Raw genomic sequence first — 26,710 nt, forward strand, 5'->3', positions numbered from 1 at the left:
GAAATAACAGCTGCACTCTCATGGTTCTGCTATATATCTCTTAAAAACACAGCTTTCGTTGTGCTGCTAAACACCTCCTAACTATTTGGGCAGTAAGCGTAACAACTGAGAATTATCGCCATCTTCTACCAACCACACCTCACCATCCACAGCCAATACGCTACGGATACGCTCTCCCATATCATAACGGTAACGCTCAGAAGCCTCATTGTTTTCGTCCATATCAACCACTATCAGCGCCTTTGATGACAATCCACTGATCAGAGCACTTCCCTCCCATGCTGGAAAGTCATTGTGCTGACCCGATGAGTATATGCTCATCGATGACGGTGATATTACTGGTGTCCAAGTGATCTTAGGCGCTTCAAATTCAGGACGTGTGTCATGATCAGGTATATCAATGCCAGAATAATTACGACCATTTGATACTATCGGCCAACCATAGTTTTTGCCTTTTTCGATCAAATTAAACTCATCACCGCCTCTTGGTCCCATCTCATGTGCCCAAAGTCTGCCCGTATCATCAAACGTCATGCCTAGCACATTGCGATGTCCTGTCGTCCAAAACTGGCTAGAAATATCATTAGGGCTGGCAGCATCACTGACAAATGGATTGTCTGTTGGCACAGAACCATCAAGGTTCAATCGTATTATTTTCCCCAAGTTCACACTCATATCCTGTGCAGGATCTTGTTTTTGTCTGTCACCTGAGCTGATATACAAGTACTGACCATCAGGTGAAAAAAGTAATCGATGACTATAGTGCCCCTGCCCCTTAAGCTTCGGGGTCTGCTGCCAGATCGGAGTAATCTGCTGTAGGCTTGGCGCGGTGTCTAAGTCTACAAGCTTAGCTTTAATGACTTTGGCGCCATATTTATTACTGTCCTTTCCTACGCCTGCCTCGACATAGCTAAGATAGACCATCATGCTATCTGCAAAATCTGGCGTAAGTACAATATCCCCTAAGCCGCCCTGTCCACCGTAAGCCACGTTAGGTACGCCGCTCACGGTTACCTTTTCTCCTGTAGCGGTATCGACGATAAACAATTCACCTGTTTTTTGCGTCACCAATATTTTTGGTGATTCATTATCTATTTTAGGTAACGCTGTCATTGCCCATGGCTCATCAAAACTGGCGACAGGCGTCGTCGTAAACTCAGGCTTGGCAGCACTGGCTTGTGTATTGGCAGGTTGTGTATCGGTGGCAGCATTGCCTGATGCTTCTGATTGTAAAGCGGCCTTCTCAGCATTGGTCGTTGATGGGTTAGAGCAAGCCGAAGCACTAAACAGTAATGCTACGATGGTCAAAGGCACTTTCAAATGCATAATTGTCGTTGTCATAATATCAATCCTTTCAGTTTGCTTTTATATCACTTCTAATGATATCTACTCCCAATATAGCAAGCATCGCTCAGGCTCTGGTACAGATTATGTTTTTCTATAGCCGATGTCTTAAAAAAGAAAAAACCCCTTACTTGCCCATGCAAGTAAGGGGTTGGTTACTTCTGAACTGACTGTATTAACTCATTCTAAGCTTATCAAAAGTTAGCTTATCATCAACACCGACATCGACCTTGATGATATCACCAGCGACAAAGTCACCTGCCAGCAGCTTCAATGACAGCGGGTTTTCGATCTCTTGCTGGATAGCACGCTTCAGCGGACGCGCACCATACACCGGATCATAGCCAACCGCAACCAGTTTACTCATCGCGTCAGGCGATAACTCAATATCCAGCTCACGCTCTTGTAAACGTTGACGCAGTCTGTCCAATTGAATATCAGCGATACCTGCCATCTGCGACATACCTAGCGGATGGAATACCACGATTTCATCAATACGGTTGACAAACTCTGGACGGAAATGCTGTCCAACCGACTCCATTACCTCCGCTTTGATATCCTCGTAGCTCTCGCCAACCATCTCTTGGATTTTGTGCGACCCCAAATTACTGGTCATGATGATAACGGTGTTTTTAAAGTCGACCACGCGACCTTGTGAATCCGTCAAGCGCCCATCGTCCAACACTTGCAATAAGATATTGAACACATCTGGATGCGCTTTTTCGACCTCATCAAACAAAATAACACTATAAGGCTTACGGCGTACCGCTTCCGTCAAAGTACCACCTTCTTCATAGCCCACATAACCTGGAGGCGCACCCACCAAACGACTGACACTGTGCTTCTCCATATACTCACTCATGTCGATACGAACAATCGCATCCTCACTATCGAATAAGAAGTTCGCTAGTGACTTGGTCAACTCAGTCTTACCGACACCCGTTGGTCCTAAAAATAAGAACGAACCTGAAGGGCGATTCGGATCAGACAAACCAGCACGGCTACGGCGTACCGCATTGGCTACCGCTTCGACTGCTTCATCTTGACCGATGACGCGTTCATGGAGCTTTTCTTCCATCGCTATCATCTTGTCACGCTCGCCTTGCATCATTTTACTCACAGGAATACCTGTCGCTGCCGCTACGACTTCTGCGATTTCGTTATCAGTGACCTTAGTCCGTAGCAGCTTGCCACCTATAGCATCATCTGCCTGCTCTTCTTGTTCAGCCAAATCCGACTCAGCGATACGACGCTCAAGTTGCGGTATCGTTTCGTACTGTAGCTTACTCATGGTCTCATAGTCGCCTTCACGGCTGGCTTTGTCATAAGCAATACGTGCCTTGTCTAGCTCGTCTTTTAGCTGCTGACTGCCTTTGACCAATGCTTTTTCTGCTTGCCAAATCTCATTAAGGTCAGCGTACTCTTTTTCTAGCTCTTCAATTTGTGCATCAAGCACTTTACGCTCGGCTTGCGCACCAGCGTCTTCTTCATTTTTAAGCACTTCGCGCTGCATTTTCAACTGAATCAAGCGACTATCAAGCTTACCTAAGGCTTCAGGCTTGCTGTCCATCTCCATACGTAAACGACTCGCCGCTTCATCAATTAAATCAATCGCTTTATCCGGCAGTTTGCGATCAGTAATATAGCGATGGCTCATCCGCGCAGCAGCAATAATCGCGCTGTCTTGGATATCAACACCGTGATGCAGCTCATAACGCTCTTTTAGACCACGCAAAATCGCAATGGTGTCTTCGACCGTTGGCTCATCGACCAGTACCTTTTGAAAACGACGCTCAAGAGCCGCATCTTTTTCGATGTACTGGCGATACTCATCGAGAGTTGTCGCACCGACACAGTGTAGCTCACCACGCGCAAGCGCAGGCTTTAGCATATTACCGGCATCCATCGCACCATCGGCTTTACCAGCACCTACTAAAGTATGCAACTCATCGATAAATAAGATGACATTGCCTTCTTGCTTTGATAAGTCGCTGAGTACCGCTTTGAGTCGCTCTTCAAACTCACCACGGAATTTTGCACCCGCAATCAATGAGCCCAAATCTAACGACAACACTTCTTTGCGGCGTAGTCCTTCTGGTACGTCACCATTGATGATTTTTTGTGCCAAACCTTCAATGATAGCCGTTTTACCAACACCTGGCTCACCGATGAGTACCGGGTTGTTTTTAGTACGGCGTGACAGCACTTGGATAGTACGGCGAATCTCTTCGTCACGACCGATCACTGGATCAAGCTTGCCAAGTTCTGCTTGCTCAGTTAAGTTAATGGTATATTTATTCAGCGCATCACGCTGATCTTCAGCATTTTGATTATTCACGGTATCATCACCTCGCAATTGCTCAATGACTGTTTTTAATTTACTCGCTGTTACGCCCGCACTCTCAAATATCTTTTTGGTTTCACCTTGCTCAGCGAGCGCCAACATCACCCATTCAGTGGCGATAAAATCGTCGCCTTCTTTTTGCGCTTGACGGTCTGCCAAGTTCAAGATTTTCACCGAGTTTGGGTTTAAATTCACATCGCCGGTTGGCTCACTAATCGTCGCTTGATTGTCCAATGCTTTTGCCACGCCGTTCTTCAGCGCAGGAATAGAAGCACCCGCCTGTTGGCAAATTGATAAATTGGACTCATCCTGCAACAATACGGCGAGTAAATGCACAGGGTCAATACCGGTGTGATCGCGGCCTAACGCCAGACTTTGTGCTTCTTGAATAGCTGATTGTAGTTTCTGGGTAAATTTTTCGAACCTCATAATTGTGTCCTTTTATAATTAGTATTATCAGTCAGTGGATGCAACATAAAATACCGAACGCGCAGCCTTTAAAATATAGCGCTTATCGTTAGTTTTATCGTGTCTCAATCACCGTTAGTTGTTATATATATAGGGTATAACATACAAGATTTCAACCTACCTATGCAAGTTGTCAATCAATATCTATGACTTATTAGTAAATACTGAAAAATAGTAAGATTTTATATAGGTAAAAACCTTACCCATAGCAATGATATTATCACAAACTATCAATAGGCACACTAAGAGAGTATTTCAAGAGGATAAATAAAAAAAACAACTAAAAGAGAAGCTTGCTCGATAATGAAAGGCAAGCAAGAGACAGCTATAGCAGAGATTTTAATGCGCTGTAAATGCTAAAAATTTACTACACGATAGTCAGCATTAACATAACGCTCATTCTACAATTTCTATCGATGTACCAACCTTAACTGCCGCCATAATCTCATCCATCTCATTATCAGTGACGGCAATGCAACCATCGGTCCAATCACGTTGTTGGTTAATCCATGCTAGATGACCGAAGCCGTTCATCTGCCCATGAATCATAATATCGCCACCAGGATGGACGCCGCGTGATCGTGCCCGAGCTTTGTCAGCAGCATTGGGGTAGCTTATATGGATGGAGCGATGGGCAATAGAGTTCTCATTTTTATAATCTAAGATGTACGCTCCCACGGGTGTGCGCTGATCACCTTCTTGCTGCTTGTGACCTACTGGACTATCTCCTAGTGCAATAGGATAAGATTTAATAACGGTATCACCGCTCAAGAGTTGCATCCGGCGCTCTGACTTATCAACAAACACTTTATCAATCACCACTGTGTTAGGGATGGGCTGTGTTTGTTTTGCGGTATTAGCAGAAGAAGCACTGACTCTGATGCTAAGAATGACTGTAAGGCTAATCCCTATCGCCATCAACATCCAAATTGAGTGTTTCCTAGAGCCTTTAAAGAAAAATGACATGACTTTTGCTTCTTATTATTAATGAATAAATTCAACTTTTATAAAATAGCAAAAGACCATGCCAAGTTTTGTGCAAAACTTATGAATCAAACCATAAACACGTTTGAAAGAGGACTAAATCATACGAATCGCACCATCTAGGCGAATGACTTCTCCATTTAGATAAGCGTTATCAATGATATGCATGGCCAGTTTGGCAAACTCATTAGGTGCACCCATACGCTTAGGATAAGGAACACCTGCTTCTAGCTGTTCACGTGCTTTTTCAGGGATACTTTGCATCATAGGAGTAGCAAAGACGCCAGGCGCAATTGTCATGACGCGGATACCGTGACGTGCCAGCTCACGTGCTAATGGTAAGGTCAGACCCACCACGCCAGCTTTGGATGAGGAGTAGCTGGCTTGTCCTACTTGACCGTCGAAGGCAGCAATGGAGGCGGTATTGATAATTACACCTTGGTCGGCGTTTTTTTCGGCATCATCGTCAGTCGCTACGCGCTTGGCAATACTGGCTGCGACTAAGCGCGCTACGTTAAATGAGCCGACGAGGTTGATATTAACACCGCGGCTAAAGGCATCAAGGTCCGCTGGATTGTTTTCGCGATCCAGTAGCTTTTGTACCACCACAATACCCGCACAGTTGATTGATCCTTGCAGACCACCGAACGCTTTTTCGGCCATATCGACAGCGGCCTGTACCTCATCGCCACTCGTAACATCACAGCACACAAAACGTACGTTGGCGCCCAGTTCATCTGCCAACGCTTGCCCCGCTGCTTCATTGAGGTCAGCGATGACGACGTTGCCGCCTTCAGCGACGATGGCGCGAACGACTGATTCACCTAAACCCGATGCACCACCAGTAACCAAAAAGCTGTGTTGTTGAATTTGCATGATCATTCCTTAACCATTTAATATTGTTAGTTGAAAGTATTAAAAATTGCGATATTACGACAATGAAGTTTATTTATTCAGCAGACAAACTACGCAGCAAAAAGCGTTGGATCTTACCACTTGGCGTTTTTGGTAATGCTGCAACAAACTCAATATCGCGTGGATAGGCATGTTTTGCTAAGCGCTCGCGTACCAAGTCTTTAATCTGCTGCGCAATCTCATCACTGCCTTCAATACCCTCTTTTAGTACCACAAACGACTTAATATTATGCCCGCGTATCTCATCAGGTACACCTACTGCAGCCGACTCTGCAACCGCCTCGTGCTCTAACACGGTGTTTTCGACATCGGTTGGCCCAACACGATAACCTGCGGTCGTAATGATGTCATCGTCACGCCCTGAGAACCAATAAGTACCGTCACTGTGACGCTCGACCACATCACCTGTCAGATAATAATCATCAGCGAAGGCTTGTTTTTCATTCCAGCTATAACCACGGAAGTAAAACGCTGGCGACTGACTGACCACCACTGCCAATTGTCCCTGCTCGCCATCAGGCAATACTTGCATGTCATCATCTAATACCACGAGGGTATGTCCTGGTAGCGGCATACCCATCGAGCCTACTGGACACTTATGCGTTAGCGCATGATGCTCACAGCAAGTCATGCCAGTCTCTGTCTGTCCATACTGATCACAGACTCGGCAGCCTAAATGGCTCTCCACCCAGCTTACTACTTCCGTATTCAAAGTTTCACCTGCTGAGTTGGCACAGCGTAATGATAATTTCGAAGGATTATTTTCAGAAATCTCTTCAAAGACACCGCTAGACTTCATCATACGAAATGCCGTTGGTGAAGAGGCTAAGTTGGTAATCTTATGGCGCACCATAAAATCGCGCGTATTGGTGGCATCAAAACCCGCTTCATTGAAATAAGTGGTGATACCTAATAATAGAGGTCCAGTAATCGCATAATACAAGCCATATGCCCAGCCTGGATCTGCCATGTTCCAATAGTTATCATCTGCGCGCAGGTCAATGGCATAGCGCATATATAGATAAAAAGCTGACAGCGCTGCTAATGGCACACTCACCCCTTTGGACTTGCCGACTGTCCCTGAGGTAAACATTTGTAAGAATGGCGCATCACTGTCTAACAATACTGGAGCACACTCCTGAGACTGCAGAGCCTTTTTATTGGCATAATTGTCATCGCCCCAGCTTTGAGACTCATCTTGACTGCCTATCAATACCATTTTTGTTTGCTGTGCTAAGTCTGCAAACTTGCTACGGTTTTCTTGATTGGTGAAAACCACTTTTGTATTGGCTTTATCCATCCGATACTTAATCGAATCATAGCCAAAAGCGGTAAATAACGGTTGATACACTGCCCCAATCCGCCAAGCTGCTAATACAATGGTTAGTAGCTCAGGCGTACGCGGTAGCATGGTCGATACTTGATCGCCAGCCTGTACCCCGTAAGACAGCAGTAGATTCGCTACCTGTGCGCTTGCTTTGTCCAGCTCATCGAAGCTCATGCGTGTCACAGTGCCTGAGGTACCTTCATGCACCAAAGCAGTAGCATCAGCGTCGCCATCTCGCACATGACGTCCACAGCAGGCCATATAGGCATTGAGACGATCGTCTAAATGCGCACCAAAGATTTCTTTCAGTAGGGCGTTTTTATCGAAGTTATTGTAGTAATCGGCGTAGCTTGTAAGCGTGTTTTCAGATGAAGAGGTGTTTGAAGATGAGAGAGTCATGAGCTAATCCTTTAGCAATTGAGAGATAAACAGTCACTGGAGAGACCTGTTATCTACTGGTTTCAATAGAAAAGCAGTCATATCCTATGGACCGTTTGGTATTCTTATATTTAAGACACCCTATTAGTAACGCATTTCTATGTTTATTTCAATACGTAACGTATCATTTTTATAGATTTATGGTTTCTTTGGCTGATAGGGTTCTACTTTGGAGTGTTATTTCACAGTGCTTAAAAATCCAAGTAACGCCTTTTCATCCATGCTTTGATGTTGTTTTGTGCGTCCACGGCGGCCGTGTTTGTATGGCTCAAAGAATTGCCCCGCTAAAAACCGCTCAATAATAATGGGATGGATATAGGAAGCTCGGCACACTGCCGGTGTATTGCCTAGCTCATCTGCCACCTCTTTGACCATATCAGTCACCAGTTGCTGCCGCTCATCACTATCAGGCTCACTTGCCAAAACTTCCTTGCCTGCCGAGGTTTGCAGCTCATCATACAGATAGCTGGCAGCAAGCACACTCGCCATCCATGTGCGAAAGTCCTTTGCGCTGTACATTTTGCTTTCACACTCATTACCGCAAGTATGTGTGCGCAGATAATCATTGATATCAGCACTATCCACGACCTGTTTGTCACCGTTGTCATCGAAGTATTTAAAAACCTGATAACCAGGCAGCTCACTACAAGCCTGCACAATGTCAATTAAACGCTCGTCTTGCAATTTAATGTGATGCTCTTTGGCACTTTTTCCGACAAAATCAAACGCCAGTCCATTGTCTGTTTCACTGACATGCTTACTACGTAACGTACTTAGCCCATAGCTTTTATTCAGCTTGGCATAGCGGCTGTTGCCAATACGAATCAAGGTCGTCTCAAGCAATTTGACGATTGCAGCCAATATGTTTTCACGCGACAATGACTCAGCCTCTAAGTCTTTTTCGACTTGCGCGCGTAAATTTGGCAATGCGGTCGCAAACCCTATCATGGCATCAAACTTGGCTTGGTCACGTATTCGATCCCACTCTGGATGATACAAATACTGCTTACGCGCCTTATCATCGCGACCTGTCGATTGCAGATGACCTTTGTCATCTTGGCATATCCAGACCTCTGACCACATCGGCGGTATCACCAAGGCATCAAAGCGCTTACGCAGCGCTTTATCCTTTACTGTTTTGCCAGTCGCATCGCGATAGGTAAATCCGCGACCCCAACGTCTGCGCTCATAACCTGGCTCATTGTCACTGACATAGCGCAAGTTGGCACGGCGTGCCAGACGTTCATAGTCATGACGCAAATCCTCTTTAATCAGCTGCTGGTTTGCTTTTGTCATAAAATAGTACGCCTGTTAAAAGTTATCGTTTTAGCATAAATAACTGCGGCAGTTTTTGCTGTTTGCTTGCCACAGATAAAGTGTAATGCTGTGTAAAACCTAGCTTAATAAACAACCACAAAAAAACGCCAAGCGTCAAACACTTGGCGTTAATTTATCTAATACGCATTGATTAAAAGCGATTATTTACCATAAGTACATAAATAAGCCGTCTCTACTTCCACTTTGACATTAAACTTCTGGTTAGCTTCGATGGTAAATGACTCGCCAGCATTAAAGGTTTGCCAGTCATTACTGTCTGGCAGTTTAACGGTTAATGCACCGCTGACCACAGTCATGGTCTCAAACTCACTGGTGCCAAACTCATACTCACCGATACTCATGACACCGACAGTCGCGGGCTTGGTCGCCGTTTGGAAGGCAATAGAGGTTACTTTGTCATCAAAATAGTTATTTACGCTTAGCATGGCTTTTCCTTAAGTAGCTTTGTTTAATTTCTGGTTTCTTTAAATCCTATAAATTTTTTACAGTCCCGCTTTTAGACTTGCTTCAATGAATTGATCAAGATCACCGTCCAGTACAGCACTGGTATTTGAGGTTTCAACGCCAGTGCGCAAATCTTTGATACGCGCGTCATCGAGCACGTAAGAGCGAATCTGACTGCCCCAACCGATATCAGACTTATTATCTTCAACTACTTGTTGTTTTTCCATGCGTTTTTGCATCTCAAGCTCATAAAGCTTGGCACGTAGCATCTTCATAGCGGTGGCTTTGTTACCATGCTGGCTGCGTTCATTTTGACAGGCCACTACGACACCAGTTGGTTCGTGAGTGATTCGCACAGCCGAATCGGTAGTATTGACGTGCTGACCACCGGCACCAGATGAGCGATAGGTATCGATACGCAAATCGGCAGGATTGATATCAATCTCGACATCATCATCGATCTCAGGCGAGACAAATACCGCAGCAAATGACGTATGACGACCATGATTACTATCAAACGGTGACTTACGCACTAGGCGATGCACGCCAATCTCGGTACGCAACCAGCCAAAGGCATAATCGCCCTTGATAGCAATAGTCGCCGATTTGATGCCCGCCACCCCGCCAGAAGAAACTTCAATCACCTCAACTTTAAAGCCATGTGACTCTGCCCAGCGCGTGTACATACGCAGTAGCATCTCCGCCCAGTCTTGCGCTTCGGTACCGCCACTGCCTGACTGAATGTCCAAGTAGCAGTTATTTGTATCCATCTCACCACTAAACATACGGCGAAACTCTAAGTCAGCAACTCTCTCTTCAGCACTGTCCAGCTCTGCTTGCACATCTGCCAGCAACGACTCATCTTCTGCCTCTACCGCCAAATCAAGCATCGCAGCAGCATCTTCTAATGTCGTCTCAAGCGAGACAACCACATCGATGACACTATCAAGATGGCTTTTTTCTTTATTAATCTTGGTCGCACGCTCTGGATCATTCCACAGCTCAGGGTTTTCTAGTTCTAAATTGACTTCTTCTAAGCGTTCTTGCTTGCCATCGAAGTCAAAGATACCTCCTGAGGTCCTGTCCACGCTCGGATAAATCTTTGATTTTCTCTTGATACGGATTGATTTCCATAAGTTTTCCTAAAGTAATAAATGTCTGGCTAATATAGTTAATCCTAAATAAAACTGGCATGCTCTATGTCACGTGCTGCTAGTATCAATTTCTCTTGCGTGCTGCCTACGCCGACAGAGGCTGCGAAAAATTAATCCTAGCAGCACTGTACTTATTTTAGAGTGTGTTAACCCTACTGCGCTATTTTAAATGAGATTGACGCTAAATAGTTGGCTAATTGTCCTTGCAATGACTTTTAAAAAACTAAATTGACCAGTCTTCTACCGCCCAACGATGCGCCAATGCATGCGCATGCAGGGCATCATCAGGTGAGACACAAATGGCAATATCTGCCCATTCCAGTAATGGAATATCATTTTTGGAGTCTGAATAAGCGTAAGTCTTATCAAAACTAATCCCTTCAGATTTTCGTTGCTCTAACCATTTATTCAGATGATAAATCTTACCCTCTTTGAAGTTTGGCTTATCTGTTAATTTGCCAGTATAACGCTCATCTTTTATTTCAAGTGGCGTCGATAACACATCGACAGCAGCCACCCCGAAACGCTCAGCAATGGCTGATACCACAAAGTCATTGGTTGCCGAAATAATCACGACATGATGACCGAGTTCAATATGCTGACGCAGTACAGATAAAGCCTTTGGACGAATATGTGGCTCGATTTCCCTGTTGATATAGTCTTCACGCAGCTCATGCAGGCGCTGCATGGGCAAGCTACTCAAAAACTCTGCCACAAACTCATTATACTCAGTGGCATCAAGCGTACCCTCGATGTAGTCGTTATAAAACTTCTGGTTAGCAGTACGATATTCGGCTTCGTCAACGAGGTCGTGCTTGACAATATACTCGCCCCATAGATAGTCACTATCGACATCTAGGAGCGTATGATCCAAATCAAATAATGCCAGTTCTTTTTTATCGACTTGTAAGTGAGTTGCCTGCATATTGAGACCTTATCTTTGATTATTAAATGATATAAATCGCTTTGTGATGAAATTTAAACGCAAAAACCAGCAAATTACTGCGCGACAGTTTTACTGCTTAATGAGCAAATTTGTGGTAGCTTAACATAGGTATGCCAATCTTTTAGAGCGCCTAGGGGCTGTATAGCACTCAATCCTAATAAGAAAGTAAGAATACCGTATGAAACCACCTATTGGTAAAACCTCTACTGTTAAAAGACCTCGTCGGCCTGCGCGCTCAATCAAAGAGATTAGAAGGCGGCAGTTAGGTGATGCTTATCAATCGCCGATGGATCGCGTGATATACGCACTCCTAAATGGATTGATGTATGGCTTCGTTGGTTTACTCATAGATCTTGCTATTGTAGTTATTCGTTCAATACTGGATATTGGTAATGGCGAGATGCTGTGGTTATTCGCGCCTTTTATGTTAGCGCTAGGCGCACTGATCGGCTTAATTTTCGGTAAGAGCGCGGGTGCAGACAGTGTCAACGCTTTGAGTAGCGACGATACAGACTACCATCACCCTTATATCGATGACTATGCTGTGCGCCATGACGTCTTTCGTGGCATCGTCATTGGCATTGTCATCTTTGGCCTAATCTGGCTAATTATGATGCTAGTCGTTTAGACTTAAGCCCATAAACCCCAGCACTTATTACCAATCCCTTATAGCTCTGTTACTCTGGCTGCTCAAGCTCTACCAGACCAGTTTTAAACTTTTGGCAACGCTCCGCATAATGCAGCGCTGACAGCTTCAACATAGCCGCTTGCTCATCGGTTAAGGTCTTAACTACTTTTGCAGGAGCACCCATGACCAGCGAGTTATCTGGAATCTCTTTACCTTCAGTGACCAAGGCTTTGGCACCAATAATACAGTTCTTACCAATTTTGGCGTTATTCAGCACCACAGCGCCAATCCCAATCAGGCTATTATCACCGACTTCGCAGCCATGGAGCATCGCTAGATGTCCAATAGTGACATAATCACCTATTTTGACCTCAATGCCTGCATCGGTATGAATGACGCTGTTCTCTTGCACGTTGCTATAGTCACCGATATGAATGCGCTCATTATCACCGCGAATCACCGCGCCAAACCATACGCTGGCTTGATGACCTAAGTACACGTCGCCTATCACTCGTGCGGTGTCTGCCACCCAACCGTTAAATGGTACGGCAAACTCAGGTGCTTTGTCTAAATACTGATAAATCATAACGATTCCTTGTTTTACTGGTGATTTTATTAGTTGTTGTATTAGGTCGTGGTAAACATTCCTAAGTAGTATTTGCCACTCTTATGGCTGATGAGCTAAGTAAATAACGACACCCATTGTGACAAAGCCGACTCTTAAAATCTAGACGTTTTTAGATTTAAGGTGTTTGATCGATTTTACAGATGATAGAGTAGCTTGACCTCTCGCTTAGGCTATTTTGTTCATCTTAACGCAAGCAACTGCTGCTAAGCCATTGAAGTGTTTTATACATCTACGAGTATTCGTTCTTTCTGGGTGATAACTGCGCCGCAGCCACAAAATCGTCTGGCTATCTGTGCCTATATTGTATATAATGCGCAAAATCTGTGCCTAAGCGAGCGGACATGATGCAAGTTACCTATTCACTACCCAGTGGGTTTTGTAGTTTCCATCGATAATGTCTTCTCGCTTTTTTGTGGGAAATTTTTGTCTTAAGTGATTAGTTTTAGTCGTTTTTTGTAGCTATAAATGGTTGTTTTTGGCAGACATATTTACTCACAAAACATAGTGGCACTCACTAACAACAGCGGAGGCAACCCTTGAATTCATCGGCAAATATACAAGCAATTTTGGCACTAGCAGACGGTACTATTTTTCGCGGTGTGAGTATCGGTAGCCTCGGTCATCGTGTCGGTGAGGTGGTATTCAATACAGCCATGACAGGGTACCAAGAAATCCTAACCGACCCAAGCTATGCGCGTCAGCTGGTTACCCTTACCTATCCGCACATTGGCAATACCGGCACCAACGCTGAAGACGCTGAATCTGGCAATAGCCATAAAATCTGGGCAGAAGGCCTTATCATTCGTGATGCGACCATGTCCACGTCAAGCTTCCGCAACTCTGAACCTCTTACCGATTACCTAAAGCGCCATGACACTGTCGCCATCGCTGAGATTGACACCCGTCAGCTCACGCGTTTGTTACGTGAAAAAGGCAATCAAAACGGTTGTATCATGACTGCCTCTAATGGTGAGACTATCAGCAGCAACGATGAGCAACAAGCCATCAAACTGGCGCAAGAGTTCGCTGGTATCAAAGGCATGGACTTGGCAAAAGAATGTAGCACTCCGACTGTTTTTGAATGGACAGAAGGTACGTGGGAGTTATCAGATACCCTACTCAACCGTGATGCAGTGGGTAGCCATGACAGTGGCACGGGCGGGTTTTTCAAACAAATAGGTACTCATATTGACAAAAAATTCAATGTTGTGGCCTATGATTTTGGTATAAAAACCAATCTACTACGGTTGCTAGTAGATAGAGGCTGCCATGTGACGGTTGTACCCGCGCAAACACCTATCGCAGAGGTACTGGCAATGAATCCAGACGGTATCTTTTTATCCAATGGTCCAGGCGATCCATCAGCCTGTGATTATGCCATCGATAGCGTCCGTCATATCATTGAGCAAACAGACATCCCAACTTTCGGTATCTGTTTGGGGCATCAAATCATTGCCCTTGCCAGCGGCGCAAAAACCCTGAAAATGAAAACAGGGCATCATGGTGCCAACCATCCAGTACAAGACTTAGCTTCTAGCAAGGTCATGATTACCAGTCAAAACCATGGCTTTGCGGTCGATGAAGACTCGCTGCCTGAACATATTAACTCTACCCATCGCTCGTTATTTGATGGCACTAACCAAGGCATCGAGTTGACCAGCAAGCCTGTATTTAGCTTCCAAGGTCACCCAGAAGCCAGCCCAGGTCCACATGAGTCTGCTGCGCTGTTTGATAAGTTTGCGGAGATGATGGAAAAGGCGAAGTCTGCATAAGCGTAACGAGGTATTTAGCAAGGTTAAGGCGAATAGCGCTTTCACCTTGCAATCAGCACATAAGGCGCAGATATCAATGACAGTCATTAGAATACTATCAATACTATCAGCGCCTACATCTATACCGGTTAAAAAACATACTGAACATTTCAATTAAAATATCAATCAAACGAAGGTAGCCCTAACTATGCCAAAACGTACCGACATAAAAAGCATTCTTATCATTGGCGCAGGCCCTATCGTCATCGGCCAAGCATGTGAGTTTGACTACTCAGGCGCGCAGGCGTGTAAAGCGCTAAAGGAAGAAGGCTACCGCGTCATCTTGGTCAACTCAAACCCTGCGACCATTATGACCGACCCTGTCATGGCTGACGCGACGTATATCGAGCCAATTACATGGCAGACGGTTGAGCAAATCATTGCCAAAGAGCGTCCTGATGCCATTTTGCCAACCATGGGCGGACAGACGGCGCTGAACTGTGCGCTAGATTTAGACAAGCATGGCGTATTGACCAAGTACAACTGTGAGCTGATTGGGGCGACCAAAGATTCAATCGAGATGGCAGAAGACCGTGAGCTGTTTGACCAAGCCATGAAGCGTATCGGCCTTGAGTGTCCACGTGCCGAAACCGCTGAGACCATGGAAGAGGCCTTTGCCACTCAAGAAAAAATGGGCTACCCCTGTATCATTCGCCCCTCATTTACGATGGGCGGATCAGGTGGCGGTATTGCCTATAACCGCGACGAGTTTATCGAAATCTGTGAGCGCGGCTTTGATTTATCACCGAACCATCAATTGCTTATCGATGAGTCATTAATCGGTTGGAAAGAATATGAGATGGAAGTGGTGCGTGACAAAAACGATAACTGCATCATCATCTGCGCGATTGAGAACTTTGATCCAATGGGCGTGCACACGGGCGATTCGATCACCGTCGCGCCAGCACAAACATTGACCGACAAAGAATACCAAATCATGCGTAACGCATCGCTAGCGGTACTGCGTGAGATTGGGGTGGAAACTGGCGGCTCAAACGTGCAGTTCGGTATCAACCCTGAGACTGGGCGCATGGTCGTTATCGAGATGAACCCACGTGTATCACGCTCATCAGCGTTGGCATCAAAAGCCACTGGCTTCCCAATTGCCAAAATCGCGGCCAAACTGGCGGTTGGTTATACGCTAGATGAATTGCAAAATGACATCACTGGTGGCAAAACGCCAGCCAGCTTCGAGCCTGCGCTTGATTATGTCGTCACTAAAATACCAAGATTTAACTTTGAAAAGTTCCCACAAGCAGACAATATCCTATCAACGCAAATGAAGTCAGTCGGTGAAGTCATGGCAATTGGCCGTAACTTCCAAGAATCGATGCAAAAAGCGCTACGCGGCATGGAAACAGGCTCTGATGGCTTTGACGAGCAGATTGATTTTGCCGCTATCAAAGACGGCAAGCTGAGCGCTGAAAAAGCCCGTTCTGAAGTCATTAATCGTCTGACCATTCCTACGCCTGAACGCATCTATTATGTCGCTGATGCTTTCCGCCTAGGTATGAGCGTCGATGAAGTCTTTAACTATACCAAAATCGACCCATGGTTTTTGGTACAGATAGAAGATATCGTCAACACTGAAGCACAAATCAAAACCTTAGGCTTTGGCGGTTTGACCGAACAGAACCTACGTAGCTTTAAGCGTAAAGGCTCATCTGACTTGCGTTTGGCAAAATTACTTGGCGTCTCCCAAAAGCAACTGCGCAAAAAGCGCTGGGATTTGGGTGTTTATCCCGTTTATAAACGTGTGGACACTTGTGCGGCAGAGTTTGCCACTAGCACTGCTTATATGTACTCCACGTATGACAGCGAATGTGAAGCCAACCCAACAGATAACAAAAAAATCATGGTGATTGGTGGCGGCCCTAACCGTATCGGTCAAGGTATCGAGTTTGACTACTGCTGCGTGCACGCTGCCCTAGCTATGCGCGAAGATGGTTATGAAACCATCATGGTCAACTGTAACCCTGAAACCGTTTCAACCGACTATGACACTTCAGACCGTCTGTACTTTGAGCCAATCACCTTAGAAGACGTGTTAGAGATTGTGCGTATCGAAAACCCTGATGGCGTCATCGTACAGTTCGGTGGTCAGACTCCATTGAAACTGGCGCGCGCTTTAGAATCTGCTGGCGTGAAAATCATCGGTACCAGCCCAGACGCAATTGACCGTGCTGAAGACCGTGAGCGTTTCCAGCATATGATTCATCAATTAGACCTTATCCAGCCATCAAACGCCCTAGCGACGAGCTTGGAAGATGGCTTGGTCAAAGCCAAAGACGTTGGCTATCCATTGGTTGTCCGCCCCTCTTATGTACTTGGTGGTCGCGCGATGGAAATCGTCTATAACGAAGATGAGCTAAGACATTACTTGCGCACAGCGGTACAAGCATCTAACGAAGCACCCGTACTCCTTGACCGCTTCTTGGATGATGCCATTGAAGTCGATGTGGATTGTGTCTGCGACGGTACTGACGTTGTGATTGGCGGTATCATGCAGCATATCGAACAAGCTGGCGTGCACTCTGGTGACTCTGCGTGCTCACTGCCACCGTACTCACTCTCTAAAGAGCTGTGTGATGTGATGCGTGCGCAAACAGTCGCCATGGCAAAAGAGCTTGGCGTGGTCGGTCTGATGAACGTGCAGTTCGCAGTAAAAGGTGAAACCGTTTATATTCTTGAGGTCAACCCTCGTGCCGCGCGTACCGTGCCGTTTGTCTCTAAATGCATCGGTACCTCATTGGCGCAAGTGGCAGCTCGCTGTATGGCTGGCATGTCACTAAAAGACCAAGGCTTTACGACCGAGATTGTTCCTTCGTTTTACGCAGTCAAAGAAGCGGTATTCCCCTTTGCCAAGTTCCCAGGTGTTGACCCTATCTTGAGCCCTGAGATGAAATCAACCGGTGAAGTCATGGGCGTGGGTAAAACCTTTGGCGAAGCATTTTACAAAGCGGTGATTGGTAGTAATGAGCGCTTGCCTGGCCTACCAACTGAAGGCGAGACAAAAACGGTCTTTATCTCAGTCCGTGATAGCGATAAAGAGCAAGTCGCTCCGATCGCCCGTCAGCTCATCGACTTTGGCTTTGATATCGTTGCTACCACTGGTACACAAAAAATATTGAGTGATAATGGTATTGAGTGTAAGCAGATTAACAAAGTCACCGAAGGCCGTCCGCATATCGTCGATGCCTTGAAAAATGGTAAAATCGACCTTATTATTAACACCACTGAAGGCAAACAGGCGCAAGAGGATTCATTCTCTATCCGCCGTAGCGCGCTACAAGGCAAAGTCTTTTATGTGACTACTTTAGGTGCTGCTGATGCAGTCTGTAAATCTTATGCCATCGACTTACCGTTTGATGTGTATAAGCTCCAAGATTTGCATGAGCAAGCAAAGTCTATTGACTTGGTTGAATAACTTCAGTAGATTAAGCATAATCGTTAGGCACGCCTAAAAGCCTTTTTGAGCATTGTTTATTTATATCAAATAATGCTCGAAGACAACATCTTTAAAATAATAGACCTAAAAAGCATAGTGGCTAAACTGCGACTATGCTTTTTATTACGTAAGCTTAAGTGCGCCTACTCTTGCATTGAGATGAGACACACTCATAAACGATGGCTCACTTACTTATTATTCAGTCTTAACCATTACTCTTTTTATATTTAATATCCATTGCAACAACGCTGACACCATCTCACTATTCAGTAGGAGGTGGTGTGGTGTTATTGGTTTAAGGAAAAAACATGCAACGTTACCCCATGACTCCGCAAGGACACGCGGCTTTAGAAGCCGAATTAAAACAGCTAAAAACCATCGACCGTCCACGCATTACTGCGGCTATCGCTGACGCACGCGAACACGGCGACTTAAAAGAAAATGCTGAATATCACGCCGCTCGTGAGCAGCAAGGATTTTGTGAGGCTCGTATCCGTGATATTGAAGCCAAGCTTGGCGCTGCTCAGGTGATCGACCCAACCACGCTACCCAAAGATGGGCGCATCGTATTTGGTGTCTCCGTCATTATCGAAAACATGGACACTGAAGAAGAAAGAAGCTATCAGATCGTTGGTGATGATGAGGCTGACTTTAAAGCTGGCAAAATCTCTGTCAACTCTCCTATCGCTCGCGGCCTTATCGGTAAATCTGAAGGCGACGAAGCCCGTATCGAAACGCCAAAAGGCGTGGTCGAGTATGAAATTATGAAAGTGATTTACGGCTAGCGTGACAGACTGTTTTCGCGCGTTCTTATAAAAAACAGGTGCGATACAAGCATTTTTAGTGACAGTTAAGTTTAACTGTTATCAGTACTCAATACCCTCGTTATTTGGCATGCCTTACCGTGTCATTTAACGGGGTTTTTTCTTATTCAAGCATTATTTCTTGCTACTTTTTATTGTTTTTGGCTGCGACATTTGCTGTTATTTTAAAGGAGTCTTTTATGATCTTAACTTCGATATCTAGGGTCTGTTGAATATTCAAAAAACATCCTAGCTATCAAATCATTCAACAAGTTGGTAGTATGTGCCAATGCTCAATAAAGATAAAACTGAGGTTGAAACTCAAAAAATATTAAAGTTGATAAAAGGTCTTGTGGGCTAAATATTTAGTCGGCAAGACTTTTTTTAGTTGGTGATAGCTTTTCATTACTTTGTCATACAGTCGTTTAATCACTCCTTACCAGTAAAACCCTGTATCCACAGTGCGACACTATCTGTCGTGTTGTTTTATAAATTATCCTATAAATACAAAGACTTATCGGTTATTTTGCTAAAATAATACCCTATTAACTGATTGTAACTACCGCTTATGGCAACCATCAATTATGAACGATTACAAGGCAAGCTCAATATCTTAGCGGACGCTGCTAAGTATGACGTCTCTTGCTCATCCTCTGCTGGCACTCGCAAAAATCAAGGCGGTGGCCTCGGTGACGCTTCAGCAACGGGTATCTGTCACAGCTATACCGAAGATGGTCGCTGCGTTAGCTTGCTGAAAATTTTGCTGACCAATCACTGTATTTATGACTGCGCGTACTGCACCTCACGCAAGAGCAATGACACGCCGCGTGCCGCTTTTAGTGTCGAGGAAGTCGTTGATCTAACCATGCAGTTTTATCGCCGTAACTATATCGAAGGGCTATTTCTCAGCTCAGGCATCTTTAAAAGTGGCGACTACACGATGGAGCGCTTGGTGGAAGTGGCAAAGATACTGCGTACTCGTGAGCGCTTCAACGGTTATATTCATCTAAAAACCATCCCTGGCGCTTCAAAAGAGCTATTGTTAGAAGCAGGACTGTACGCAGACCGTCTTAGCGTCAATATTGAGATTCCCACCAAGTCTGGACTTGCTTTGCTTGCACCAGAGAAGTCGCATGAGCAATTAAAAGCACCGATGGAGACGGTAAAAGAGGAAATCATTACCATCCGTGAAAGCCGTAAAACGCATAAAGAAGCACCTAAATTCACCCCAGCTGGGCAAACCAGCCAGATGATTGTTGGCGCTAGTAATGAGACCGACTTGCAGGTAATTCAGCTATCGAGTCATTTTTATAAACAGTATGATCTCAAGCGTGTTTACTATTCAGGTTACGTACCGATGCTATCCGATAGTCGCTTGCCAGCGATTGGCACGCCTGTGCCCATGATACGTGAAAACCGTTTGTATCAAGCCGACTGGCTGATGCGTTTTTATGGTTTTGGCGCACATGAAATCGTGGAACCAGAAGCACCCTTTTTGGATTTGGACTGTGACCCAAAGCTGGCTTGGGCCATTCGTCATCGCGAGCACTTCCCCGTCAATATTCAAACCGCCTCTTATGAGATGATTGTACGCATCCCAGGTATCGGTACTAAGACGGCTAAAAAAATAGTAAAAGCACGTAAGTTTAATCAGTTGACCCTTTATCATCTAAAAAAGATGGGGGCTGCGGTCAATCGCGCCAAATACTTCATCGCTACCACAGGCAAAAATGAGCATCTGGCCCATTTAACCCGTGATAACTTTCGCCAATACGTGCTGGCGCAGACCCAGACGAAATATAAAGATCAGCGTAGTGGCCAGTTGGCGTTATTTTAAGGGGATCTTATGTCGCAACTGATGCCAAACAATGCCTTTGCAGTCGGAAATATAACGTCCAGTATTGTGCTTTACGAGCCGAGCTTTGAAGGCTGGCTAAGTGCCGTATTTTACATTTATGCCAACCGATTACAAGACGGTGAAGCGTTACAGCTGACCGCTCAGGACTGTTATGTACCCTCACTAATAGCCGAGGCGACGAGTGTTGCTACCGATGAAGATAAAGCCGAACGGGTACTAACCAAGTTAAATAAGCTATTAGGTCGCTCAGGTATGCGTAACTTGCTTTGGGGGTTTTTATCTGAAAAAGACAACATCGGCACCACTTTATTTCAAGTGGTGAAGTATGCCATTGACTACCCTAGCCGTCATATTATGCAGGATTTAGTTAATTTAGATGTGCTTGAACTGGTACAGACGGTCAAGTCTGTCGGTCGCGAGAAGCATCGCATGGAAGCTTTTGTGCGGTTTGAGCATACCACTGATGATATCTACTTTGCCCGCGTTGAGCCTGACTTCAATGTGCTGCCATTGATTGGTGAGCATTTTCGTCAGCGCTACCAAGACCAACACTGGGCGATTTATGATTTGGCACGCGGTTATGGTATTTATTATGATAAAAGCCAAAGCACACGGTCGCGTCCTGCTGCTTTGCAAACTATCACTGACCTTGATGATGCCGTCCTGCATAATCCTGCCAGTATCCATAGCGCGGACGAACAGCGTTATCAAAAATTCTGGCAAGGATATTTTACCAACGTTAATATAAAAGAGCGTAAAAACCCGCGCTTGCATAAGCAATATCTACCGCAGCGCTATTGGAAATACCTGAGTGAAAAGCAAGTGCTGCCAAATGCCGAGCATCTGCAAAAAAAACGTTAGTGTTGACTGACCTCATTTATTTGTCACAATCAATCAAGCTACAAGGTTGAGTTTTGAGCGCTTTTAATTGACAATAGCAACTTGATATTACTAACCGGTGGCCGACGCTATTATGAAAGTTATGCGCTTACTGTCGTCTTTGAAGCATGATGAATCCGAACGTGGTATTTTTCATCTTGGACGCGCATTGGTCAAAAATGAGCATACCTCCATCATTGTTTCTAGCGCTGATGATGATAATGAGTTGGTCAAACGCTTAGAGCGTGATGGCAATATATATCATCAATTGCATATGTACAAAAAGTCATGGTTATCGCTCCTGCAAGTAGCGCCACTGCGTCACCTTATCGAGCAATACAACCCTGACATTATTCATGTGCATTCGCGCACGCCTGCATGGATATTGCACTTAGCGCTGCGCCGTGCTCGGGTCAACCCTCGCCCAAAGCTGGTCTCAACCATGTATGGCTTTTATTCGATTAATAAGTACTCACAGGCCTTGCTCGATGTCGACACCATCATTACCGTATCAGACAGCGTAACAAACTACCTAGAAAAAGGTCTGAAACGTGAGGGTATCGGTAACAGAGTGATCAAACGTATTTATCGCGGTGTCGATACCCGCCGCTATCCGTATCGGCATAATCCTTCAGTGTATTGGCTGCGGCGCACTTTTGCAGAATACCCTGAGCTTGAGCACAAAAAATGGCTAGTCTTTCCGACTATTATTGGCAACGAATACGGACAAGAATGGTTGATTGATATTTTGGGGAATTTGCAAGAACAGTTTCCTAATATTCACGTCATTATCATGGATGAGGATCTGAGATATGGCGATGTGGCACATGAGGATTTCCGCCAACGAACCAACACGCTTGATCTGTCTGAGCGCATTACCTACGTTGGGCAAAAGCGTAATGACATGCGCGAGTGGCTATCTGCAGCGAATATCGTGCTGGCACTTGCCAATCAACCCGAATCGATCGGTATCAACGCGCTGCAAGCTATTCATCTGGGCACGCCAGTGGTTGGCTGGGATCAAGCCGCGTTCAGTGAGATTTTACAGCCTCTGTATCCACAAGGTCTGGTCAAAAAATATAATGCCCAAGCCTTGTGTAAAGTGATCAAAAGTCAGTTGGAGAGCGTTACTCGTCCTGAGATGACTGATAAATTCACCATGCGTGAGATGATCACAGAGACCCTTGCCGTCTATCAAAGCCTCTACGATGAGTCACAAGCACAGCAACAGGCACAAGCAGATGCGGACTCAGTACGCAGAATCAAGAAACACCTAAAGTCTACTGATAGACTCATCAAAACCGAGCCCATTAATCTAAAGAAGAAAAGCCCTCAAATCTCAGAGCGACAAATAGAAAAACCGCCTAAAACAGACGGTTTGGTCAAAAAAGAAAATCTTAAAAACACAGAGAATAAAAATAAGCAAAATAAATAGTACCAATCGCTCGCTTTTATTAGACCTGTATTAGGACTTGTCATCAATGAGATTATGAGGGTAAAAATATAAATGCTCTAATTGATGGCACACCCTAGTAAGTCGTTGGCGTATGGGCACTGACAATACGCGTTATCGCATCCGTGGGATTGATGAAAGTATGCGGATGATTGGTATCAATCACATAGCTATCACCCTCATTTAGCAGATAAGTAGTGTCTTCAATCCGTATGAGAATTTTACCCTCAATAACCGTCCCTATCTCCTCACCTTCATGAGTGATCTTCTCTTCTGTTGAGCTGTTTGACTGATACGTCTCTATCAGAAACCCTAAGTTTTTTGTGGTACTACAGTTATACACCTGTTTCAGAGACACCTTACTATTGGGTTCACTCAGCTCTAGCAAATCCTTTGGCGTAACGACCACTCTTGGCTTACGCTCTTTCCACTCATCACTAAAAAACGTCGCCAAATCAGAATCAAGAACCTGCAAAATGGCCTTCAAGGTATTGATAGCAGGACTCACCTTGTTGCGCTCGATAGAGCTGATCGCCGTATTGGTCAGTCCTGCCATTCTTGCCAGCTTACGCTGTGAGTAGCCTTTATCAAGACGCATCTGATTGATTTTTTTGCCGATATCTTCCTCTGCCAGTTCAATCGCCGCAGATACCTGCTGTGCTGGGCTAGAGGTAGACTCACTCTCGTCTACTATACTGATATCGCCGATGCAACTATCTTCAGTCTCTTGATGGTCGATACTATCGTCGATGTCAACAGTATTAGAAATATCGTTATTGCACTTGGGTTTGGCTGGCATAATGGATGAATTCCGTGAACAAAAATTTGGACAAGTTATCTTGTGCATAATTTAACTCAGGATGCCATTGTACACCAATCATAAACGGATGTTCTAGCAGGCTGATGGCTTCTACCAATCCATCTGGCGCCAACGCTTCGACAAATAACCCCTCACCCACCTTGTTAATCGCTTGCTTATGTAGAGAGTTCACGTGCCACTTATCACCAAAGGTCTGCAATCGGCCATCAGACTGGATGATAACGTCATGCACTGGCTGATACTGCACTTCAAGTGGTGCACTACTGTCTTCTAAGTGTGGCTCATAGAATCCTTCTACTTCACGCCAATCTGGATGTAGCGTGCCTGCAAAATACACATTCATCTCTTGCAAGCCGCGGCATATCGCCAGTAAAGGAATGTCATGGTTTTTGGCGTGTGCTAACAGTTTAAAGCTCAACTCATCACGACCCAAATCCTCTTTTTCTTCGACATGTGATGCGTTATAACGCGCTGGTGCCACATTACTATAACTGCCTGTTAACAAAATACCATCTACCACTGCTATCAATGCGTCAAAGTTTTCACCTTCGGCAGCGGTATTTGGCAGCAAAATAGGGTTGCCACCATAAAAATGTACTGCATCGATATATTTTTGATATACCGCTTGTGCTGGTTGGCCATCAACTATCTTATGACAGGACACAATGGCAATAATGGGTCTACGATTTTGCATATTATTCTTCCTTGATTGTTACAGTGAACGTTAAAAACTCAAATAATGCGCTGATTTCAGATGCTATGAGCATCTGTACTAGCCTAAAATCTATCATAACCCATCAACGAATGTAAACTATAAAACTCACTATTATCAGTTATGGGGCAAAATAGCATTTTTTAAGTTTCTTTTTAATATTTCAGATTATAATTGACATATATAGATTTCACTTATATATTGAAGGTCATTAGTAACATAAAAGAAACAATCTGCACACCAAATAGGTTGATAAATAACAATACCAAGCGAGGTTAAGCGCTTGATATTAAGGCATAAATACTGATTTCGATTTTTGGTGGTGTGTCAAAAAGTATGCTGATTAAAACTTGAACAGTTTTTGAAGCCTTGAAAGCCCTATAGAATCAGAGAACTTAGCATAGATTTTTTATTGGCTTCTATCGCCAGCATACTTTTTAGAACACCACCCGATTTTTAAATGACGGTAACGACAATCATGGAAGCTTCGTCAGTTATTTCATTTTTAATCCCTGTATTTATTCCAAATCTGGCATCAACTTTAAATAACGTGCATCAAAATTAGCAAAACCAATTTTTAAGTTAGAAAACCAACAGTCTGAAAACCAACAGGAAGAATAGACATGACGACAACCAATGGAATGGTCGAATCTGCAAACAACACCGAATATGTATATATTGCAGCAGGTGATATCAATGGCTTACTTCGTGGTAAGCGCATCCCATTTAACCAAATGGATAAAGCAGAAAGCGGCGGCGTACGCTTGCCTTTATCAATTTTAGGTGTCGATATCTGGGGTGCAGATGTCATTGAGTCTTCACAGTCTAATGGTGATATTGATGCCATTGCACGTCCTACTGGGCGCGCAGCATATCCACTCCTTAATACCAGCTCACCCTCATCTCTGTTACCCGTTTGGCTGTATACCGAAGACAACGAGCCTTATTATGGTGACGCCAGGCATGTTTTAGATTACATCAGCAAAAGATTCAAAGAGCTTGGACTCACGCCTGTCATGGCAACAGAGCTTGAGTTTTATCTGGTTGACTATACCGAAGGCGAAACTCCTAAACCGCCTATCCGCCCAAAAAGCGGCCTTAGACTCAATAAGACCTCTATTCTAAGCATCAATGATTTATTACAGTTTGATGAGTTTTTAGATGAGATTTATGCTCAGTGCGAAAAACTTGATATCCCTGTTGATGCTGCTTTGGCCGAAAACGGCTGTGGTCAATTCGAGATTAACTTACTACACGTCGATGACCCCTTAAAAGCTGCGGACGATGCCATCTTATTCAAACAAGTCGTCAAATCTGTGGCTGCACGCCGCAAGCTAACCGCCACCTTTATGGCAAAACCGTTTGGCACTCAATCAGGAAACGGCTTTCACGTTCACTGTAGCCTACTGGATAAAGACGGTAACAACGTCTTTGATGACGGGACCGAAGCAGGATCAGACATGCTACGTCATGCGGTCGCTGGTCTATTGGCCACCATGTCAGACTGCACTCTATTGTTTGCCCCACATGTCAATTCTTATCGTCGGTTTACCCCTGGTACGCTTGCGCCAAACAATGTCTCATGGGGCTATGAAAACCGCACGGCTGCCGTCCGTATCCCTGGTGGCGACACCAAAGCGCGCCGTATTGAGCATCGTGTCTCTGGTGCAGATGCCAACCCTTATTTGGTCTGTAGCGCTGTACTAGCAGGCATGCTGTATGGTATCGAAAACAAGCTTGAAGCCCCTGAGCCAATCAACAGCATTACTTATGATGAAGCAAATCTTAAGACCTTGCCTTTAGACTGGCTCTCTGCCATTCGTGAGTTTGAAAACAGCGACTTAATCGATTCACTATTTCCAACCGAGATGATTGAGCTATTAACTGCCGTCAAAAAGCAAGAAGCCAAACGCTTTGCTTTACAAGTAACCAATCTTGAGTACCTCACCTATTTACAGGATGTTTAAT

Annotated in this window: 20 protein-coding genes; 8 read left to right on the forward strand and 12 right to left on the reverse strand. The window is 44.8% G+C overall.

The window, feature by feature from the left end:
- Positions 1-81: 81 nt before the first annotated feature.
- From JMY01_RS07540 to JMY01_RS07580, 9 genes are all read right to left on the reverse strand, one after another.
- Positions 82-1,341 carry a PQQ-dependent sugar dehydrogenase gene (locus JMY01_RS07540; protein WP_201574982.1) on the reverse strand — a complete coding sequence of 420 codons (1,260 nt, stop codon included), beginning with the start codon at positions 1,339-1,341 and terminating at the stop codon, positions 82-84.
- 178 nt (positions 1,342-1,519) lie between these two features.
- Entirely contained in the window at positions 1,520-4,117 is a 2,598-nt protein-coding gene (gene clpB / locus JMY01_RS07545; protein WP_201574983.1) for an ATP-dependent chaperone ClpB, read from the reverse strand.
- A 435-nt stretch (positions 4,118-4,552) separates the two neighbouring features.
- Complete coding sequence (locus tag JMY01_RS07550; protein ID WP_201574984.1) at positions 4,553-5,122, reverse strand: murein L,D-transpeptidase family protein; 570 nt, start codon at positions 5,120-5,122, stop codon at positions 4,553-4,555.
- Between the two features lie 114 nt (positions 5,123-5,236).
- Positions 5,237-6,016 (reverse strand): SDR family NAD(P)-dependent oxidoreductase, encoded by a 780-nt coding sequence (locus tag JMY01_RS07555; protein WP_201574985.1) that lies wholly within the window; start codon positions 6,014-6,016, stop codon positions 5,237-5,239.
- A 73-nt stretch (positions 6,017-6,089) separates the two neighbouring features.
- Positions 6,090-7,781 (reverse strand): AMP-binding protein, encoded by a 1,692-nt coding sequence (locus JMY01_RS07560; protein WP_201574986.1) that lies wholly within the window; start codon positions 7,779-7,781, stop codon positions 6,090-6,092.
- Between the two features lie 216 nt (positions 7,782-7,997).
- Positions 7,998-9,116, reverse strand: coding sequence for a DNA topoisomerase IB (locus tag JMY01_RS07565; RefSeq protein ID WP_201574987.1), 1,119 nt, complete (start codon positions 9,114-9,116; stop codon positions 7,998-8,000).
- A gap of 182 nt (positions 9,117-9,298) precedes the next feature.
- The gene (locus JMY01_RS07570; RefSeq protein ID WP_201574988.1) at positions 9,299-9,583 is read right to left on the reverse strand and encodes a pyrimidine/purine nucleoside phosphorylase; all 285 of its coding nucleotides are present in this window, start codon (positions 9,581-9,583) and stop codon (positions 9,299-9,301) included.
- Positions 9,584-9,640: 57 nt separating this feature from the next.
- A protein-coding gene (gene prfB, locus JMY01_RS07575; RefSeq protein WP_201574989.1) for a peptide chain release factor 2 occupies positions 9,641-10,736 on the reverse strand; the annotation gives its coding sequence in 2 pieces (ribosomal slippage) (positions 9,641-10,663 and positions 10,665-10,736; 1,095 coding nt in all).
- Between the two features lie 243 nt (positions 10,737-10,979).
- A complete protein-coding gene (locus JMY01_RS07580) occupies positions 10,980-11,681 on the reverse strand; it encodes an HAD family phosphatase (RefSeq protein WP_201574990.1) in 702 nt (233 codons plus the stop codon).
- Positions 11,682-11,880: 199 nt separating this feature from the next.
- Here JMY01_RS07580 and JMY01_RS07585 point away from each other — a divergent pair, with 199 nt between their 5' ends.
- A complete protein-coding gene (locus JMY01_RS07585) occupies positions 11,881-12,330 on the forward strand; it encodes a hypothetical protein (protein WP_201574991.1) in 450 nt (149 codons plus the stop codon).
- Positions 12,331-12,379: 49 nt separating this feature from the next.
- Here the strand turns inward: JMY01_RS07585 and JMY01_RS07590 are convergent, their stop codons facing one another.
- The gene (locus JMY01_RS07590) at positions 12,380-12,916 is read right to left on the reverse strand and encodes a gamma carbonic anhydrase family protein (RefSeq protein ID WP_201574992.1); all 537 of its coding nucleotides are present in this window, start codon (positions 12,914-12,916) and stop codon (positions 12,380-12,382) included.
- A 578-nt stretch (positions 12,917-13,494) separates the two neighbouring features.
- Here JMY01_RS07590 and carA point away from each other — a divergent pair.
- From carA to JMY01_RS07620, 6 genes are all read left to right on the forward strand, one after another.
- Entirely contained in the window at positions 13,495-14,730 is a 1,236-nt protein-coding gene (carA, locus tag JMY01_RS07595) for a glutamine-hydrolyzing carbamoyl-phosphate synthase small subunit (RefSeq protein WP_201574993.1), read from the forward strand.
- 187 nt (positions 14,731-14,917) lie between these two features.
- Positions 14,918-18,196: a carbamoyl-phosphate synthase large subunit gene (carB, locus tag JMY01_RS07600; protein WP_201574994.1), complete on the forward strand. Its 3,279-nt coding sequence runs from the start codon at positions 14,918-14,920 to the stop codon at positions 18,194-18,196.
- Positions 18,197-18,525: 329 nt separating this feature from the next.
- Positions 18,526-19,002: a transcription elongation factor GreA gene (gene greA, locus JMY01_RS07605; RefSeq protein ID WP_201574995.1), complete on the forward strand. Its 477-nt coding sequence runs from the start codon at positions 18,526-18,528 to the stop codon at positions 19,000-19,002.
- A 586-nt stretch (positions 19,003-19,588) separates the two neighbouring features.
- The gene (locus JMY01_RS07610) at positions 19,589-20,857 is read left to right on the forward strand and encodes a putative DNA modification/repair radical SAM protein (protein ID WP_201574996.1); all 1,269 of its coding nucleotides are present in this window, start codon (positions 19,589-19,591) and stop codon (positions 20,855-20,857) included.
- 9 nt (positions 20,858-20,866) lie between these two features.
- Positions 20,867-21,739 (forward strand): TIGR03915 family putative DNA repair protein, encoded by an 873-nt coding sequence (locus JMY01_RS07615; RefSeq protein WP_201574997.1) that lies wholly within the window; start codon positions 20,867-20,869, stop codon positions 21,737-21,739.
- A gap of 112 nt (positions 21,740-21,851) precedes the next feature.
- Positions 21,852-23,192 (forward strand): glycosyltransferase, encoded by a 1,341-nt coding sequence (locus JMY01_RS07620; RefSeq protein ID WP_201574998.1) that lies wholly within the window; start codon positions 21,852-21,854, stop codon positions 23,190-23,192.
- Positions 23,193-23,286: 94 nt separating this feature from the next.
- Here the strand turns inward: JMY01_RS07620 and JMY01_RS07625 are convergent, their stop codons facing one another.
- Together JMY01_RS07625 and JMY01_RS07630 are read right to left on the reverse strand one after the other, a co-directional pair.
- Positions 23,287-24,009, reverse strand: coding sequence for a cupin domain-containing protein (locus JMY01_RS07625; RefSeq protein ID WP_201574999.1), 723 nt, complete (start codon positions 24,007-24,009; stop codon positions 23,287-23,289).
- A complete protein-coding gene (locus tag JMY01_RS07630; RefSeq protein WP_201575000.1) occupies positions 23,984-24,724 on the reverse strand; it encodes a gamma-glutamyl-gamma-aminobutyrate hydrolase family protein in 741 nt (246 codons plus the stop codon). The genes JMY01_RS07625 and JMY01_RS07630 overlap by 26 nt, the downstream gene beginning before the upstream one ends.
- A 641-nt stretch (positions 24,725-25,365) precedes the next feature.
- On the opposite strand from JMY01_RS07630, the gene JMY01_RS07635 reads away from it, so the two are divergent.
- Positions 25,366-26,709, forward strand: coding sequence for a glutamine synthetase family protein (locus JMY01_RS07635; protein ID WP_201575001.1), 1,344 nt, complete (start codon positions 25,366-25,368; stop codon positions 26,707-26,709).
- Position 26,710 lies beyond the last annotated feature (1 nt).

The organism is Psychrobacter sp. H8-1 (assembly GCF_904846575.1).
Classification (GTDB): domain Bacteria; phylum Pseudomonadota; class Gammaproteobacteria; order Pseudomonadales; family Moraxellaceae; genus Psychrobacter; species Psychrobacter fulvigenes.